Source organism: Pseudomonas sp. LB3P25 (genome assembly GCF_054897985.1).
Genome location: NZ_CM142711.1, coordinates 4,281,996 through 4,299,125 on the forward strand (window position 1 = coordinate 4,281,996; position 17,130 = coordinate 4,299,125).

Here is a 17,130-nt window from a genome sequence, read left to right on the forward strand (position 1 = left end):
GACAAGAACCTCAGCTTACCGAGCCTTTTTTTTAATAAGCGCTATCTATATACCACCACAAAACAAACGGGCCCTTCACTGCGAAGCAATGAAAGGGCCCGTCATAATTTGAAAGGATTACCAGAAGCGTTGCTGGGTCAGCCGGCTCCACCAGGTCAGTAGCACACGATCGACCGAGCCGCTGGCCGCCATGCCGATGCGCTCCTGCAGGCTTTTGCGTTCGGCGTAGTGCAAGTGGTACAGCTCGGACTTCTTGGTACGTTCGGCGAGGTATTCATCGCTGGTCTTGAGTTCGTCCACCAGTTGCTTGTCCAGCGCGGCGATGCCGAGCCAGATTTCGCCGGTGGCCACTTCGTCGATGGCCAATTGCGGGCGATAGCGGGAAACGAAGTTCTTGAACAACTGGTGAGTGATGTCCAGGTCTTCCTGGAACTTCTCGCGGCCCTTCTCGGTGTTTTCGCCAAACACCGTCAGGGTGCGCTTGTATTCGCCGGCGGTCAGCACTTCGAAGTCGATGTCGTGCTTTTTCAGCAGGCGGTTGACGTTAGGCAACTGCGCCACGACGCCGATCGAGCCGAGGATAGCGAACGGTGCGCTGATAATCTTCTCGCCGATGCACGCCATCATGTAGCCGCCGCTGGCCGCGACCTTGTCGATGCACACGGTCAACGGCACACCGGCATCACGGATACGCGCCAGTTGCGAGGAGGCCAGGCCGTAGCTGTGAACCATGCCACCGCCGCTTTCCAGACGCAGCACCACTTCGTCCTTGGGCGTGGCCAGGGTCAGCAGCGCGGTGATTTCATGGCGCAGGCTTTCAGTGGCCGACGCCTTGATGTCGCCGTCGAAATCCAGCACGAACACCCGAGGTTTGGCTTCAGGTTTTTTCTTTTGCTTTTTCTCGGATTTAGCCTCGACCTTGCGCAAGGCCTTGAGCTGGTCCTTGTCGAGCAAGGTTTGCTCCAGGCGTTCGCGCAGCCCTTTGTAGAAATCATTGAGTTTGCTGACTTGCAACTGGCCGACCGACTTGCGCCGACCTTTGCTGCGCAACGCCGCAAAACTGGCCAGGACCACCAAAATGGCGATCACCAGTGTCACGGTCTTAGCCAGAAAAACTGCGTACTCGGCAAAAAACTCCACAGGGACTCCTTTAATACGATGCGCTGCATAAACGCGCGCGGGATACCTCCAGCATACCCATGCGCCGCCCCGACGGCCAGCCGTGAAACCTCTGGCAACCGGTCTGTAACGGGCATTTCAAACAAGCGTATGTTTTTTCATTGACAGCTCACCGTCATCCTCATAACCTCGCCGAACCTTCAACGTACCGGGATGAAGCGGACGTGGGCAGTATCTATTTGATTCGACATGGCCAGGCCTCCTTTGGTGCAGACGACTATGACGTCCTGTCGCCGACCGGTATTCGCCAGGCAGAAGTCCTCGGCCAGCACCTCGCCGAGCTGGGTATCAGCTTTGATCGCTGCCTCTCGGGCGACCTGCGCCGCCAGCAGCACACGGCCAACAGTGCACTGGAACAGTTCGCTGCCGCAGGCCTGCCGGTTCCCGTCCTGGAAATCGATTCCGCTTTCAATGAGTTCGACGCCGACGCGGTGATCCGCGCGCTGCTGCCGGCCATGTTACCGGACGAACCCGAAGCGCTGCACATCCTGCGCAATGCCGCGCAAAACCGTGGTGAGTTCCAGCGCATCTTCGCCCTGATCATCGAGCGCTGGCTCGCTGGCACCTATGACACACCGGGCCTGGAAAGCTGGCTGGGGTTTGTCGAACGGGTGCAAGCCGGTCTGCAGCGCATTCTCGAACAGGCCGACAACACCCAGAAAATCGCCGTGTTCACCTCCGGCGGCACCATCACCGCCCTGCTCCACCTCATTACACAAATGCCCGCCAGGCAGGCGTTTGAACTGAACTGGCAAATCGTCAACACCTCGCTCAACCTGCTGAAGTTTCGTGGTCGCGAGGTGGCTCTGTCTTCTTTCAACAGTCATGCGCACCTGCAACTGTTGAAAGCCCCGGAACTCATCACGTTTCGCTGAGTCCGGACTATTGTGACCCTGGCTGTATTCACCCAGCTCTAATTACCCAAGAAAGGATCGAACCATGACCTCCGTAGCTGATGCCGTACAAGCAATGAAAGCCAAGTTCAACCCAGCCGCTGCTGTCGGTCTGGACCTGGTATTCGGTTTCCGCATCGACGACACCAAGAACTTCTCGCTGATTGTCAAAGACAGCACCTGCGAGCTCCAAGAAGGCGAAAACCCGGACGCCCAGGTGACTCTGGTAATGGACGGCGAAACCCTGGAAGGCATCGTCAGCGGCGAAACCGACGGCATGCAAGCGTTCATGGGTGGCAAACTGCGCGCCGAAGGCGACATGATGCTGGCCATGAAACTGTCCGAGCTGTTCCCGGCCTAAGCGCGCCGCTCCCGACCTTCGGGGGCACGCCTGGCTGCAAACGAATCCCGCCCCTCGTGGCGGGATTCGTCGTTTTTCGCCATTGGAAAACGGCTACCTGTGGATTTGCCGTCTATATTCCTTCTGGCCGCATGCGTCAGACATCGGCTGTTTGCCCTCGCTTCTATTATGAAGAGCCTTTGCGCGGAGCACTGCCATGAGCCCACCTGACGACCATGACGGATTTAACCGCCGACGTGTACTGCAAGGCCTTTCGGCAGGCGCCGTCGGTGCCTGGATCAGCCCGCTAATCGCAGGGAGTAAAACCATGCCCGATGCCCCCGCCGACCTCATCCTGTACAACGGACGCTTACACACCGTCGACCGCAAAAAACCCCAGGCCAGCGCCGTCGCGATCAAGGACGGACGCTTCGTGGTGGTCGGCAGCGATGCCCAGGCCATGGCCCTGCAAGGCCCCGGCACCCAAATTATCGACCTGCACGGCCGCACGGTGATTCCCGGTCTCAACGACTCGCACCTGCACCTGATCCGTGGTGGCCTCAACTACAACCTCGAACTGCGCTGGGAAGGTGTCCCCTCACTGGTCGACGCGCTGCGCATGCTCAAGGATCAGGCGGACCGCACACCCACGCCGCAATGGGTGCGAGTGGTCGGTGGCTGGAACGAATTCCAGTTCGCCGAAAAACGCCTGCCGACGATTGATGAATTGAACAAGGCCGCGCCAGACACCCCGGTGTTCGTCCTGCACCTCTATGACCGTGCCCTGCTCAACCGCGCCGCGTTGAAGGTGGTCGGTTATACCCGCGACACGCCGAACCCGCCGGGTGGCGAAATCCAGCGCGATGCCAACGGCGACCCGACGGGCATGCTGATCGCCCGTCCTAACGCGATGATTCTCTACTCGACCCTGGCCAAAGGGCCGAAACTGCCGCTGGAATATCAGGTCAACTCGACCCGGCAGTTCATGCGCGAACTCAATCGCCTCGGTGTCACCAGTGCCATCGATGCCGGCGGCGGTTACCAGAATTATCCAGACGACTATCAAGTCATCCAGCAACTGGCCAAAGACCAACAACTCACGGTGCGCATTGCCTACAACCTCTTCACGCAGAAACCCAAGGAAGAGCTGACTGACTTCAAAAACTGGACCAGCACCTCCCACTACGGTCAGGGTGACGATTTTCTACGGCACAACGGTGCCGGGGAAATGCTGGTGTTCTCGGCGGCCGACTTCGAGGACTTCCTCGAACCCCGCCCAGACCTGCCGCAAACCATGGAGCAGGAACTGGAACCGGTGGTCCGCCATCTGGTGGAACAGCGCTGGCCGTTCCGTTTGCACGCCACGTACAACGAATCCATCAGCCGCATGCTCGACGTGTTCGAGAAGGTCAATCGCGACATTCCGTTCGATGGTTTGCCGTGGTTCTTCGACCACGCCGAAACCATCACCCCGCAGAACATCGAGCGGGTGAAAGCCCTCGGCGGTGGCATCGCGATCCAGGACCGCATGGCATTCCAGGGCGAATACTTCGTCGACCGTTACGGCGCCAAGGCTGCCGAAGCCACGCCGCCCATCGCTCGTATGCTGGCCGAGGGCATTCCGGTCGGCGCCGGCACCGATGCCACGCGCGTGTCCAGCTACAACCCCTGGACTTCGCTGTATTGGCTGGTCAGCGGGCGCACCGTCGGTGGTTTGGCGCTGTACCCGCAAGGCTTGAGCCGCGATACCGCGCTGGAACTCTTCACCCACGGCAGCGCCTGGTTTTCCTCCGAGCAAGGAAAAAAAGGCCAGATCAAGGTCGGGCAACTGGCGGACCTGATTGCGCTGTCGGCGGACTATTTCCACATCGAGGATGAAGCGGTCAAATGGATCGAATCGGTACTGACCATCGTCGACGGCAAGATCGTCTACGGCAGCGTCGAGTTTGAAAAACTCGGGCCGCCTCCGGTCCCGGTGGTGCCTGAATGGTCGCCTGTCGCCAAAGTACCGGGCCATTGGAAACCCCTGGCGCCGCTGACGGCGCAGGTTCATCAATGTGTCGGGGCTTGCGCGGTGCATGCGCACAGTCACGAGAGAGCGAGACTGTCGTCCGCGCCGGTCAGTGATTTCGCCGGCTTCTGGGGGGCCTTTGGCTGTTCGTGTTTTGCGTTTTGAAATGAGCCGCTAAAAGATCGCAGCCTGCGGCAGCTCCTACTCGATCCCTGTAGCAGCTGCCGAAGGCTGTGGTGAGGGGATTTATCCCCGTTGGGCTGCGAAGCGGCCCCTGTTTTTCCAGCCACGCCGCGTCCAATGGATTACGACGGCTTCGCCGCCGAACGGGGATAAATCCCCTCACCACAGCCTCGCCAGCTGCTACATGAACTGGTCCGGCGGTATCCGTTTACAATGCCTGCACCTCCCGCACCGGCCGCCCCATGGACATCGATCTCGCCCGCACCTTTCTGGAAATCGTTCGCCACGGCAGCCTTGCCGCAGCCGCCGAAAAACTCCACGTCACCCAGACCGCTATCACGGCGCGGGTACAGAAACTCGAAAGCCAGCTAGGAAGTACGTTGTTCGTGCGCAACCGCGCCGGTGCGCGCCTGACGCCGAACGGTGAAGCCTTCGTGGTCTACGCCAATCAACTGGTCGAAACCTGGGAAGCGGCGCGACGGGACTTGCCGTTGCCCGAGGGTTACCGCGACGTGTTGCACATCGGTGGCGAGGTCAGTCTGTGCAACCCGTTGATGCTCAGCTGGGCCGGCGCGCTGCGCGAGAAGATCCCCAGCCACGCCCTGCGGATGGAAATCCGTGACGGTGAAAACCTGCTGCGCCAACTGGAACTGGGGGTTCTGGATGCGGCGCTGGTTTACCAGCCCGAGTATTGGCCGCGCCTGCAAGTCGAGCAGGTACTGGAAGAAAAACTGGTCCTCATCCGCCTGGCCGCAAGACCCGATCCCTACGTGTACATCGACTGGGGTCCGGACTTCCGCCGCCAGCACGATGCGGCCCTGCCGGAAAAAGCCAAAGCCGCGCTGAGCTTCAACCTCGGCCCACTGGGCTTGCAGTACATTCTGGAAAACGGTGGCAGCGGCTATTTCCGCACCCGGGTGGTCCAGAGTTATCTGCAAAGCGGTGTGCTGGAGCAAGTGTCCAAAGCTCCGGAATTCAGCTACCCGACCTATTTGGTTTACTCCCGCGACCGCGACTCGGCCACCTTGCAACGAGCCTTCGACCTGCTGCGCGAAGTGATCAAATCCGACGATGACTGGTCGCAACGCTGGAACCCGCTGACCTGAGTCCGGTTTGCACCGGATCATGGCATGTGTGACCTCACTGTTCGGCCCGCCCGAAACGCCGGGATCGTCTAATCTGCTGGAGATAACAAAAACAAAAGGTGAACGCAGTGAGGCAGACCACCGAAGCATTCCGCGCCCGCTACCGCGCCGACATTCATCCGCTCTACAACCCATGGCTGCACGGCGCTTTTGTGCTGCTGTTCGGGTTGCTGGCCATCGGCGGATTCTGGAGCACCGTGCACCGGGTGCAGCCACTGGAATGGCTGGCGATGCCGTTGACGTTGTTGTTCTTCAACTTCGGCGTGTACATGGTCCATCGGCACTTGGGGCATCATAAAAAAAGCTTCGCGCGAATGTTCTACGCCCGCCATGCCGGCGACCATCACAGCTTTTTCGCCCCCGGCCACATGACCTACGACAGCGCCCGAGACTGGCGGGTGATTCTGTTTCCGGCCTGGCTGATTGTGTTGCACACGATTGTCATCACCCTGCCCGTCTGGTGGCTGCTTGAGCAGTTCGATGCCAACGTCGCCGGGTTGTTCGGCGGCTGCCTGGTCCTCGGCTACCTGACCTATGAAGTGTTCCATGCCTGCGAACACTTGCCACCGCAGAACCCCGTCACACGGTTGCCGTGGATCCGCCAGATGCGCCGCCTGCATGAACTGCATCACCGTCGAGAGCTGATGCAGGAACGCAATTTCAACATCGTTTTTCCGCTGATGGACTACCTGTTCGGCACCCTCTATTGGGAACCGGAGCCGACCGACCTGCACCCGACGAGAACGACCATGACCTGCATGCAGCATCAGATCGACATTGCCGGAAACCCGTTTGACGTGCTCGCCTATGCCTGCACCGTGACCCGTTGGCCGGAGTGGCATCCCTCATCCCTCAAGGTCGATGGCCCCAGCGGTCCGCTGCATGCCGGGAAGCGGTTTGAGGAAGACATCAAGGCTGGCGGGCGTGAGGGACACTTGCGCTGGGAGGTTAACGAATACCTGCCAGGCCGCCGCTGGAGTGCCTGGGCCCAGGGCGATCACGGGTTGTCTTTAGTGGTGACTTACGAGTGCGAAGCCCGGGGCGGTAGCACACGCTTTGTCCGCACGCTGGAGTATCAGTTCAGCGGCCTGGCGATGCGCATTGCCAATCGACTGCTGCTCAAGCGCCGCATCGATCGTGAGTCGGCAGCGTCGATGCTGGCGTTGTGTGAGATGGCGCAAAAACAGTGGGTTCCGGCAGGAGTCAACGCGTGAGTCGAACCGTCAAGTTTCGCCATCTGTTGTTGCTGATAATCGTCGCCATCGGCGCCTTTCTGCTGCTGATGCCAACCAAGGTTCGACCGGTGGCCTGGACACCACCGCCGGCACCCTCCCTCACCAGCGGAATCTACGCCGACAATCAGCGCCTCAAAGGTCTGGAGCGCGTCGGTGCCGCTGATATCGACGGGCCGGAAGCGTTGCTGCTGGAGGAGGACGTCCTCATCACGGGTTTGCATGACGGCCGACTGCTACGTACCAGCCTCGACGGCAAGGTCACCAAGGTCCTGGCCGATACGGGCGGCCGACCCTTGGGCCTGGCCCGTCACCCCAACGGTCTGCTGGTGATTGCCGACGGGGTCAAGGGCTTGCTGTCACTGGATGCCCAGGGCCGGTTGATTCCATTGACCACTGCGGCCAACGGTGTGCCCTTCGGTTTCACCGACGACGTGGCGATCGACAAGTCCGGGCACTACGCCTATTTCAGTGATGCCTCCAGCCGCTTTGGCTATGGCAGGGACGGCGAAGCGATCATCGAGCACGGCGGCGATGGCCGCTTGTTGCGTTATGACTTCCAGACCGGAAAGACCGAGGTCCTGTTGGATAAGCTGGAATTTGCCAACGGCGTGACGCTGGGACCGGACGATGCCTTTGTATTGGTCAACGAAACGGGCGCCTATCGCATCAGTCGTTACTGGCTGAGCGGGTCGAAAGCCGGCACCCACGATCTATTCATCGATAATCTGCCAGGGTTGCCGGACAACCTCGCGTTCAATGGCCGCGACCGCTACTGGGTGGCGCTTTATGCACCGCGCAACGCACTGCTCGATGCCACCGCGCCGCATCCATTCGTGCGCAAGATGATCGTGCGGGCAATGACTGTCCTGCCTAAACCAGTGGAGAAACGCGCCTTCGCGCTGGGCCTGGATCTGGACGGTAAAGTGATCGCCAACTTGCAGGACGGCAGCCGCGACAACTACTCGCCGATCACTACCGTTCGCGAGTATGGGGATTGGTTGTATTTCGGGTCGTTGAAGGCGAAAAACATGGCGCGATTGCCGCTGAGCACTGCGCTACAGTAAAAATCAAAAGATCTTGGTTTACCGCGGATCCACCTCGCCATCGCGCTCCGCATTATCCGTTTCCTCAAGCACCCTCTCCGGGTCCATGGCGGTGGTGTCATCCTCGTCCAGTGGGCGTGCGCCTTCATTGTTCGGCAGTTCGTCGATGCCCGGTTCATCTTCGGGATTGACGGCAGTGCGTCCAGGACTCAGTGGCTCGGGATGTGTCGGGATGGGGTCGTAGCCGCCCTGCTGTTCGCTGGGAAAGGTAGGTTTAGTCATGGGGCACCTCGCATGGAGCCGTAAATTCGGACTCTATTCATTCGAGGTGCCGGTATTTATCACCGTTCCACTTTTTCAGTCACCGGTCGTCGGTGGCTGATACGGAGTATCAGGACTGCACCTGGAGTCGGTTAACGATGTCCTTCTTGAACTGCATACGCTTCTCCTTGAGCTTCTTCAGTGCCTCATCGCTGGGCGCATCCGATTGGGCGGTTTCAGCCTTTACGACGTCGGCGTCCGCCTGCGAATACTTGTTGATCAGTGAATCCAGTTTCGGATCCTTGGTGCGTTTTTGCTGGATATCTTCCTTTGAAAGTTTGAGGTCCTGACAAAGATCGTGTGGCACCGGCATGGAACACCTCCGTTTGTTGATCGGAGGTAAACGCGATCAATTGCGTTCACCAACTATCAGAATGGCCTCGGTTAGTGGGTTCTGTCGACCGCCTATCAGACCAGCGGTGCCCGTTCGTCGCCCTGCCGCAAACACAATAAAACCTTTGCCCGCCCGTCGGCCTCCACACGTTAACGATCAATCGATCGCCCCTGAAAACCTGTGTGGAGAAAAACCAATGGACGGACTCACCCTGCGCCACCTCACATTGGCCGTTGCCTTGAGCACCAGCATGGGCACGGCACTCGCGGCTACTTCCAATGACTTCGTCGACAACGCAGCCGCGGGCGGTATCGCGGAAATCGAAACGAGCCGACTGGCCCTGGAAAAAAGCTCATCGGCGGACATCAAGGCATTCGCCAACATGATGATCACCGACCACTCCAAGGCCAACGATGAACTGGCGGCGCTGGCGAAAAAGAATGACATCGAGGTACCGGACAGCACGACGCTGGTGAAGCAGGCCAAGGAAAAAATCCTCGATATGCGCGATGAATCCTTCGATGCGGCCTACGCCAACAATCAGGTGAAGGCTCACGAAGACACCATCAAGCTGTTCAAGAAAGAGGCCAATACGGTGACCGACGACAAAGTCAAAGGCGCCACCGACCTGAAAGGTTTCGCGCAAAAAATGCTGCCGGCGCTGGAGAAGCATCTGGAGATGGCGAAAAAGCTCCAGGCTGCTCATCCGAGCAAATAACCCTCTCACAAAAAGGCCGCATCGTTTGATGCGGCCGTTTTCAATGCCTGACTAGCCGCCATCGGTGTCGATGTCGGCATCGGTGTCATCCCCGGGTTTGGGCCGGTCGGGATTGGGCTTGAAACCCGGGCTGAACTCGTTGTCGTTATCGGTGTGGAGATGCTTCTGGTCGACCGCTTTGTCTGCGCTTTCCGGTTCGGCGGTTGTCGCGTTTTCCTCAGGACCACTGTCATCGTTCATAAGTACCTCGTTCATCACTGCACCTGCGCGGCTGAAACAGTCAGGCCTTGAAGATTCGAAGCTTTCCAGCAAGCAACGTTCCATTGGATGGATCGCCGACCTGTCCATGTGCGCCGGTACCTGCCTGATCGCGCCCGACAAATCCCGCAGCCTGGCCTCCCACCCCCGGCATCGTCGGCGGCCAATATCGAAAAGCGCAACCCTTTGACTATGCTCAAGTGAACGGACACTGCTCCAGTCGGGCCGAGAGCTGATTTTCCTGCGGATGGTGAGCTTCCGTGAGCTGGAAAGGAGCAGCGACCACGTGAGCTTCGCCGTCAGCGAACGCCGGGCACAGGTTCGACCTTTTTCGTGATCATCCCGCTGGCCATCGCCTTGGAGCCCGTCGATGAAGCGTAACATCCGCTTGCTGATCGTCGACGACAACGTCGCCACGCGCTACGCCCTGCGCCGGCACCTGGAGTGCCACGGCTATGAAGTGCTCGAGGCCGGCACCGGCACCGAGGGCCTGGAGCTGATCGACAGCGTGGCGATCGACGCGCTGATCCTCGACGTCAATCTGCCGGACATGAGCGGCTTCGACATCGTGCGCAAACTGCGCGCCGAACCCGCCACCGCCCTGCTGCCGGTGATTCACGTATCGGCGGCCTCGATCCAGACCGGTGACATCATTACCGGCCTGGATGCAGGTGCCGATGCCTATCTGATCCACCCGGTAGACCCGGACGTGTTGCTCGCGACCTTGCGCACCTTGCTGCGGGTGCGTGATACCGAAAATGCCCTGCGTGAAAGCGAGGCGCGGTTTCGGGAAATTTTTGTCAATGTGTCGGCGCCCATCGCGGTGCTGGATGCCGAGTTGAAGGTGCACGAATGCAACCATGCCTTCGCGCAGTTGATTCAGGACAACCTCAACCCGGACACCCTGCACGAGTGCTTTGCCGAGGATCAGGATGTCGTCATCGAGGAACTGCGCCTGCGCCTGGCCTATGGCGAGCGCTGGAAAGGCACCCTGAGCATGCGAGTCCACGGCGAGACTCGCGAAACCGAGTGGCAGATTTCGCCGTACCGCACGCCGGAACTGAGCCTGGTGTTTGTCGAGGATGTCACTGAACACCGTCACCGCGAACGCTCGCACCTGGCCCGGCTTGACGACGCCACCACCCAGTTGGCCAAAGAAGTCGCCGAGCGAGCGCGAACCGAAGCTCAGCTGCTGCAAGTGCAGAAAATGGATGCACTGGGCAAGCTGACCGGGGGCATCGCCCACGACTTCAATAACTTGCTGACCGGCATCATCACCAGCCTGGAACTGATCCAGAAACGCATCGCCGCCTCACGCACCGACAAGGTTCAGTTTTACGCCGAAGCCGCGTTGAACTCCGCCATGAGTGCCGCTGCCCTGACCCATCGCCTGCTCGCCTTCGCGCGCCAACAGCCACTCGACACCCGGCCCGTGGACATCAACGAGCACGTGCGTTCCCTTGAGGAACTGCTGGTGCGCACCATCGGCGAACGCATCACGCTGAAACTCGAATTGACCTCCAAAGCCGCCATCGCCCTGGTCGACCCCATTCAGCTCGAAAGCGCGATGCTCAATCTGGTGATCAACGCTCGCGATGCCTTGCCCCAGGGCGGCAACATTTGGGTCAGCACCTATGCCGCCTATTCCCATGGCGACCCCAATCTGGCCGATGGTGCGTATGTCGCGTTGTCGGTGCGCGATGACGGTATCGGTATCGAACACAGTGTGATCAACAAGGTGTTCGACCCGTTTTTCACCACCAAGCCGCTGGGCCAGGGCACCGGGCTGGGGTTGTCGACTCTCTACGGTTTCGCCCGGCAATCGGGTGGCGATGCACACATCCGCAGCGTCGCCCGGCGCGGCACCGAAGTCACCATCATGCTGCCGGCCAGTTCCGCCCCCACCGCCGGCGAAGCCGAGTCAGCCACCGTCGATTATCAGGGTGCCGGCGAACATGTGCTAATCGTCGAGGACACGCCGTCGGTGCGCATGTTTGTGGCCGAAGTGTTGGTGGATGCCGGTTACCGTTGCACTCAGGTGGGTGACATCGAAGGAGCCCTCGAGCGCCTGCAAAACGATGAGTCCATCGACCTGCTGCTGACGGACGTCGGACTGCCGCGCATGAGCGGCCGCGAGCTGGCCGATGTGGCACGGGGCTGGCGCGAAAAGTTACCGATCCTGTTCATGACCGGTTATGCCGAAACCGCAATCAACCGTCAGGTGTTCCTCGGCGATGGCATGGAGATGCTGATCAAGCCGTTCCAGATCAATGAACTGCTGGACAAGGTGCGGCGCACGCTGGACAGCGCCTGATAGATTGCCTTCGCGAGCAGTCTCGCTCCCACACTGGATCTGTGGTGTTCACAAATCCCCTGTGGGAGCGAGCCTGCTCGCGAAGGCGCCAGAAAAAACACCACCGATTCAAGCCGTACCCAGGGTTCTGGCCAAAAACGGTGCGGTCCGGCTCTTTTTGCTGTTGGCGACTTTCTGCGGTGTACCACTGACGACAATCTTCCCGCCCTGGTCCCCCGCCCCCGGCCCGATGTCGATCACCCAGTCACTCTGCGCCACCACGCGCATTTCATGTTCGACGACGATCACCGTATGTCCCGCCGTCACCAGCGTATTCAACTGTTCGAGCAAGCGATCGACATCCCTTGGGTGCAAACCGGTGGTGGGCTCGTCGAGCACATACAGCGTGGCCCCGCGCTGGTTGCGTTGCAGCTCGGTGGCCAGTTTGATCCGCTGGGCTTCGCCGCCCGACAGCTCGGTCGCCGGCTGGCCGAGGCGCAGATAACCCAGGCCGATATCGCGCAGCACCTCCAGAGAACGACGAATACCCGGCTGCTCGGCAAACACTGTGACTGCCTCGTCCACCGTCAGCTGCAACACTTGGGCGATATTCAACCCTTGCCAAATGATCGCCAGCGTCTGCGGGTTGTAGCGCGCGCCGTGGCAGGTCGAGCACGGTGCATAGACGCTGGGCATGAACAGCAACTCGACGCTGACAAAGCCTTCACCTTCGCACGTTGAGCAACGTCCCTTGGCGACGTTGAAGGAAAACTGACCGGCGTCGTAACCCTCGGCCTGCGCCTGGGGTGTGGTGGCGTACAGTTTGCGTACGTTGTCGAACAGCCCGGTGTAAGTCGCCAGGTTCGAGCGCGGTGTGCGGCCGATGGGTTTCTGATCGACTTGCACCAGGCGCTTGATCGACTCCAGCCCCGCCATGACCTGACCGCCGCTGACTTGTGGTGCGTCATCCTCCAGGCTCAACGCTCGCGGTTCGCTGTCGCTTGCCGCGCGCCCGAGATGCGCGCCCACCAGTTCCAGTAGCGCCTGACTGACCAGGCTCGATTTACCGGAACCGGAGACGCCCGTCACCGCGGTAAAACAGCCCAGCGGAAACTCGACGCTGAGGTTGTTCAGGTTATTGCGGGTAATGCCTTCGAGCCGTAGCCAATCGTTCGCCTTTCGGCTGGCTTGGGGCTGAGTGACCTGCTCGGCGAACAGATAAGCGCGCGTCTGCGAGTTCGTCACCTGCGCCAACCCTGGCGGCGGCCCGCTGTACAGGACTTGGCCACCATGCTCGCCGGCCGCCGGGCCCACGTCGATCAACCAGTCGGCGCGACGCATGGTTTCCAGGTCATGCTCGACCACGAACAAGGTGTTGCCGGCGGCTTTCAAGCGTTGCAGGGCTTCGAACAGCGCTTCGCCATCCGCCGGGTGCAGACCGGCCGACGGCTCATCCAATACGTAAATCACCCCGAACAACTGCGAACCCAATTGCGTCGCCAGGCGCAGACGCTGCAACTCACCGGACGACAGCGTCGGCGTGCTGCGTTCCAGCGCCAGGTAACCGAGCCCCAGATCGGTCAACGTACTGACCCGCTCCAACAAGTCCTGGGCGATCCGCTGCGCGGCCAGGCGCTTCTCCACCGACAGGTTCGGTGTGTGGCGGACATCCGGCGCATTACCGTGGCCGCTGGCGCCGTGGGCCACTCGCTGCTCGCGGGCCTCGCGGGTCTGGTCGTGCGTCAATACCTCGCCCGCCGACTCGGTCTGTTCGAGGTAGCTGTGAGCGGCCACTGGTTTCAAGACTTCGGCCACTTGCAGCAACGGCATCTGCGACAACTCGCCGATGTCGTAACCGGCAAAGGTCACCGACAACGCCTCGCGCTTGAGCCGTTTGCCATCGCACAACGGGCACGGGCTGCCGAGCATGAATGACGAGACGCGCTTCTTCATCAGCGCGCGTTGGGAATGGCTGAAGGTGTGCAGGATGTAGCGGCGGGCACCGGTGAACGTGCCCTGGTAACTCGGTTCCATGTTGCGTTTGAGCGCGATTTTGGTTTCTTCGGGGGTGAGCCCGGCATACACCGGTACCGTGGGTGTTTCTTCGGTGAAGAGAATCCAGTCGCGCAGTTTTTTCGGCAGATCACGCCAGGGTTTATCGACGTCGTACCCCATCGTCACCAGGATGTCTCGCAGGTTCTGTCCCTGCCAGGCGGTGGGCCAGGAGGCGACCGCGCGCTGGCGAATGGTCAGGCTCGGGTCCGGGACCATCAACGCTTCGGTGACTTCATACACCCGCCCCAACCCATGACATTCGGGGCACGCGCCCTGGGGCGTGTTGGGCGAAAAGTCTTCGGCATACAGCATTGGCTGCCCCGGCGGATAGCTGCCGGCCCGGGAGTACAGCATGCGGATCAGGCTCGACAACGTCGTCACGCTGCCCACCGAAGAGCGCGTACTCGGCGTACCTCGTTGTTGCTGGAGCGCCACCGCCGGCGGCAAGCCTTCGATGGAGTCGACGTCCGGCACCCCGACCTGATCGATCAGGCGCCGCGCATAAGGCGCCACGGATTCGAAATAGCGGCGCTGCGCTTCGGCGTAGAGAGTCGAGAACGCCAACGACGATTTCCCCGAACCGGACACGCCAGTGAACACCACCAAGGCATCCCTGGGGATGTCGACATCGACGTTTTTCAGATTGTGTTCCCGGGCGCCGCGCACCCTGACCATGCCGGAGGGAGGGTTGGAGGTGCGTGTGGATGTCATCAGGTGGCCTTAATGAAATTGCAGGAAAAACACAAAACCAATGTGGGAGCGAGCCTGCTCGCGAATGCAATTTATCATTCAACGTTAATGTCGACTGACACGACGCTTTCGCGAGCAGGCTCGCTCCCACATTGGATCGGGTCAGCCATTGAGGACGGTGCGAACCATCTGTGCGAGCGCCTCGGGGCCATAGGGTTTGCTCAGCAAATACGTATCCGGGCTGAGTTGGTGATTGCGCGAAATAATGTCACGGGTGTGGCCCGAGGTGAACAGCACGGCCAGCGGCGGCGTCTGCATCTTGGCCCAGGCGGCCAGGTCCGAGCTTTTGATCAGGCCGGGCATGACCACGTCGGTGAAAATCAAGTCCACCGCCGCGCCCTCCAGCAACATCTGCATCGCGGCGTCACCGTTGGCCGCCGTCAGGACTTGATAACCTTCTTCGCTCAGTAACTCCACCGCTGAGCTGCGCACCGCCTCGTTGTCCTCGACCACCAGAATGGTTTCGTGTCCGCCTCGCTGTTGCGGGTCATGACGTGTGGTTTCGTTGAGCATCGGGCGCAGGCTGCGAGGGAAATACAGCTGCACCCGAGTGCCCTGCCCGACCACGCTGGAAATCTCGATATGCCCGCCACTCTGCTTGACGAAACCGAACACCATGCTCAGTCCCAGCCCCGTGCCCTGGCCATCGGCCTTGGTGGTAAAAAACGGTTCGAAAGCCTGTGCGAGTACCTGCGGCGACATGCCAACCCCTCTGTCAGTCACCGCCACGCAGACATAGTCGCCGGCGACGATGCCCTTGCCTGCACAAAACTTGCTATCAAGGGCGATGTTCTCAGCGTTCAAGTCAATGGTCCCCTCGCCGTTCATGGCGTCCCGGGCATTGATCGCCAGATTGAGAATGGCGTTTTCCAGTTGATTACAGTCCACGTAGACGTGCCAAAGGGCTTCAGCCGCGGTGACATTGATCTGAATGGTTTCCCCCAGCGCCCGCTGCAACAATTCCCCGAGTCCATCGAAGACCTGGCGCAGGTCGCAGACCGCTGGCGACAAGGGCTGACGTCGGGCGAACGCGAGCAATTGCGAAGACAGTTTGGCGCCACGTTCGACTGCGGCAATCGACGCACTGACCCGGCGCTGCACGTTGGCGTTGTCCGGTTCATGCCGCGCCAGCAAGTGCAGGTTGCCGGCTATCACCTGCAACAGGTTGTTGAAGTCATGGGCCACGCCTCCGGTGAGACCGCCGATGGCTTCGAGTTTCTGGGATTGACGCAATTGTTCTTCAGCGGCCAGCCGCGCTTCGACTTCGTCGGCAACGCGTTGCTCCAGATTGCGGGTGAACTTGAGCAAGGATTCTTCGGCGGTCTTGCGTTCGTGAATGTCGATCAACACCCCGGGGAAACGGAACGGTTCGCCCTGTTCATTGAACTCGCAGCCACCACTCGCCTGCACCCACAGATAACTGCCATCCGGGCGCAGGACCCGATACTCGGCGTTAAAGGGCTCGCCGGTTTCCACTGATTGATTGATCCGCTCCCGCACCCAGCTGCGGTCATCGGGATGGATCTGTGCTTTGACGACGGCCATTGGCAAGTCGGCCAGGTTTTGCTCGGGCGGGTAGGAAAAGGTGCGGGCGAAACGCTCGTCGCCGGAGAGCACATTGTCCTTGATGTCCCAGACGAACGAGCCGAGCAAAGCCCCGGCATTGAGCGCCAGCCGCACCCGTTCGTTGTCGGCGTGATAGGCGTCCTCGGTGGCCTGACGGCGGCGCTCGGAAATCACATGCTCGGTGGTCTCGACCACCATCGCCATGACCCCGGCCGGTTTCCCGTCATCATCCGCCACCGGGCTGTAATAGAGGTCCAGCCAGACGTCTTCGGGAATCCCGTCGCGCAGCAGCTCCAGTACTTTGTTGCGATAGGACAAGGTGCCGCCGGCCAGGCAGGTATCGACTACATGCCGATTGAATTCGGCGACTTCCGGCCAGCCAAGTTCCACCGGGGAGCCCAACAGGTAAGGATGGCGGCCACCGGCAAACGTCGAGTACGCATCGTTATAGATCATATAACCCGGTCGGCCCCACAGCATCACCATCGGCAGTGGGGACGCGAGCATTAACTGCACCGCACTGCACAGGCTTCTGGGCCAGGTGTCCATGTTCCCCAGATCGGTCAGGCTCCAGTCGAACGCGCGGATGCGCCCGGCCATTTCACCGTTCCAGCCTGCACACCCATGGCTATCGTCTAGAAACTGCATCGACTGACTCTGTATCCCTGTAGATGACTGGCTTAAGGGATCGCAACGGCATGAGGACGGTGCGTGCCCGTTTGTTTCGAGCATCGCGGTCGCCAATGGTTTCATAGAGGTTAGCTGATTCTTGACTTGCAGATTTTTGTGGCAATGGAGTGTGCCCT

Annotated in this window: 14 protein-coding genes and 1 pseudogene; 9 read left to right on the top strand and 6 right to left on the bottom strand. The window is 60.3% G+C overall.

Annotated features, from left to right (window positions below; translation table 11 throughout):
* Nucleotides 1-117: 117 nt before the first annotated feature.
* Entirely contained in the window at nt 118-1,140 is a 1,023-nt protein-coding gene (sohB, locus tag ACYZTW_RS19465) for a protease SohB (RefSeq protein ID WP_462001376.1), read from the bottom strand.
* Nucleotides 1,141-1,343: 203 nt separating this feature from the next.
* Here sohB and ACYZTW_RS19470 point away from each other — a divergent pair, with 203 nt between their 5' ends.
* The 6 genes from ACYZTW_RS19470 to ACYZTW_RS19495 all read left to right on the top strand — a co-directional run bounded on the left by ACYZTW_RS19470 (nt 1,344) and on the right by ACYZTW_RS19495 (nt 8,050).
* Entirely contained in the window at nt 1,344-2,054 is a 711-nt protein-coding gene (locus tag ACYZTW_RS19470; RefSeq protein WP_462001377.1) for a histidine phosphatase family protein, read from the top strand.
* A gap of 64 nt (nt 2,055-2,118) precedes the next feature.
* Nucleotides 2,119-2,433, top strand: a complete 315-nt coding sequence (locus ACYZTW_RS19475; RefSeq protein ID WP_462001378.1) for an SCP2 sterol-binding domain-containing protein — start codon at nt 2,119-2,121, stop codon at nt 2,431-2,433.
* Between the two features lie 307 nt (nt 2,434-2,740).
* The gene (locus ACYZTW_RS19480) at nt 2,741-4,588 is read left to right on the top strand and encodes an amidohydrolase (RefSeq protein ID WP_462005796.1); all 1,848 of its coding nucleotides are present in this window, start codon (nt 2,741-2,743) and stop codon (nt 4,586-4,588) included.
* Between the two features lie 260 nt (nt 4,589-4,848).
* Nucleotides 4,849-5,712 carry a LysR family transcriptional regulator gene (locus ACYZTW_RS19485; protein WP_462001379.1) on the top strand — a complete coding sequence of 288 codons (864 nt, stop codon included), beginning with the start codon at nt 4,849-4,851 and terminating at the stop codon, nt 5,710-5,712.
* 107 nt (nt 5,713-5,819) lie between these two features.
* Nucleotides 5,820-6,965, top strand: coding sequence for an SRPBCC family protein (locus ACYZTW_RS19490; protein WP_462001380.1), 1,146 nt, complete (start codon nt 5,820-5,822; stop codon nt 6,963-6,965).
* Nucleotides 6,962-8,050 (top strand): SMP-30/gluconolactonase/LRE family protein, encoded by a 1,089-nt coding sequence (locus ACYZTW_RS19495; RefSeq protein WP_462001381.1) that lies wholly within the window; start codon nt 6,962-6,964, stop codon nt 8,048-8,050. Before ACYZTW_RS19490 ends, ACYZTW_RS19495 begins: the two co-directional genes overlap by 4 nt.
* 18 nt (nt 8,051-8,068) lie before the next feature.
* Here the strand turns inward: ACYZTW_RS19495 and ACYZTW_RS19500 are convergent, their stop codons facing one another.
* Together ACYZTW_RS19500 and ACYZTW_RS19505 are read right to left on the bottom strand one after the other, a co-directional pair.
* The gene (locus ACYZTW_RS19500) at nt 8,069-8,311 is read right to left on the bottom strand and encodes a hypothetical protein (protein ID WP_462001382.1); all 243 of its coding nucleotides are present in this window, start codon (nt 8,309-8,311) and stop codon (nt 8,069-8,071) included.
* A 109-nt stretch (nt 8,312-8,420) separates the two neighbouring features.
* The gene (locus ACYZTW_RS19505) at nt 8,421-8,663 is read right to left on the bottom strand and encodes a hypothetical protein (protein WP_462001383.1); all 243 of its coding nucleotides are present in this window, start codon (nt 8,661-8,663) and stop codon (nt 8,421-8,423) included.
* A gap of 217 nt (nt 8,664-8,880) precedes the next feature.
* Here ACYZTW_RS19505 and ACYZTW_RS19510 point away from each other — a divergent pair, with 217 nt between their 5' ends.
* On the top strand, nt 8,881-9,402 hold the full coding sequence (locus ACYZTW_RS19510; protein WP_462001384.1) for a DUF4142 domain-containing protein: 522 nt from the start codon (nt 8,881-8,883) through the stop codon (nt 9,400-9,402).
* A 51-nt stretch (nt 9,403-9,453) separates the two neighbouring features.
* Here the strand turns inward: ACYZTW_RS19510 and ACYZTW_RS19515 are convergent, their stop codons facing one another.
* A complete protein-coding gene (locus ACYZTW_RS19515; RefSeq protein WP_462005797.1) occupies nt 9,454-9,642 on the bottom strand; it encodes a hypothetical protein in 189 nt (62 codons plus the stop codon).
* Nucleotides 9,643-9,757: 115 nt separating this feature from the next.
* Here ACYZTW_RS19515 and ACYZTW_RS19520 point away from each other — a divergent pair.
* Nucleotides 9,758-9,872: pseudogene (locus ACYZTW_RS19520) on the top strand (ATP-binding protein); the annotation flags it as partial.
* Nucleotides 9,873-10,030: 158 nt separating this feature from the next.
* On the top strand, nt 10,031-11,974 hold the full coding sequence (locus ACYZTW_RS19525; protein ID WP_462001385.1) for a response regulator: 1,944 nt from the start codon (nt 10,031-10,033) through the stop codon (nt 11,972-11,974).
* Nucleotides 11,975-12,082: 108 nt separating this feature from the next.
* On the opposite strand, the gene uvrA is transcribed toward ACYZTW_RS19525, so the two are convergent.
* The gene (gene uvrA, locus ACYZTW_RS19530; protein WP_462001386.1) at nt 12,083-14,719 is read right to left on the bottom strand and encodes an excinuclease ABC subunit UvrA; all 2,637 of its coding nucleotides are present in this window, start codon (nt 14,717-14,719) and stop codon (nt 12,083-12,085) included.
* Nucleotides 14,720-14,860: 141 nt separating this feature from the next.
* Nucleotides 14,861-16,972 (bottom strand): hybrid sensor histidine kinase/response regulator, encoded by a 2,112-nt coding sequence (locus tag ACYZTW_RS19535; protein WP_462001387.1) that lies wholly within the window; start codon nt 16,970-16,972, stop codon nt 14,861-14,863.
* Nucleotides 16,973-17,130: the final 158 nt, after the last annotated feature.

What these genes read in the sequence shown, in the direction of transcription:
- ACYZTW_RS19475 (WP_462001378.1), top strand. Translation starts at nt 2,119, where the DNA reads ATGACCTCCGTAGCTGATGCCGTACAAGCAATGAAAGCCAAGTTCAAC.
- ACYZTW_RS19480 (WP_462005796.1), top strand. Translation starts at nt 2,741, where the DNA reads ATGCCCGATGCCCCCGCCGACCTCATCCTGTACAACGGACGCTTACAC.
- ACYZTW_RS19485 (WP_462001379.1), top strand. Translation starts at nt 4,849, where the DNA reads ATGGACATCGATCTCGCCCGCACCTTTCTGGAAATCGTTCGCCACGGC.
- ACYZTW_RS19500 (WP_462001382.1), bottom strand. Translation starts at nt 8,311, where the DNA reads ATGACTAAACCTACCTTTCCCAGCGAACAGCAGGGCGGCTACGACCCC.
- ACYZTW_RS19505 (WP_462001383.1), bottom strand. Translation starts at nt 8,663, where the DNA reads ATGCCGGTGCCACACGATCTTTGTCAGGACCTCAAACTTTCAAAGGAA.
- ACYZTW_RS19510 (WP_462001384.1), top strand. Translation starts at nt 8,881, where the DNA reads ATGGACGGACTCACCCTGCGCCACCTCACATTGGCCGTTGCCTTGAGC.
- ACYZTW_RS19515 (WP_462005797.1), bottom strand. Translation starts at nt 9,642, where the DNA reads ATGAACGATGACAGTGGTCCTGAGGAAAACGCGACAACCGCCGAACCG.
- ACYZTW_RS19525 (WP_462001385.1), top strand. Translation starts at nt 10,031, where the DNA reads ATGAAGCGTAACATCCGCTTGCTGATCGTCGACGACAACGTCGCCACG.
- uvrA (WP_462001386.1), bottom strand. Translation starts at nt 14,719, where the DNA reads ATGACATCCACACGCACCTCCAACCCTCCCTCCGGCATGGTCAGGGTG.
- ACYZTW_RS19535 (WP_462001387.1), bottom strand. Translation starts at nt 16,972, where the DNA reads ATGCAGTTTCTAGACGATAGCCATGGGTGTGCAGGCTGGAACGGTGAA.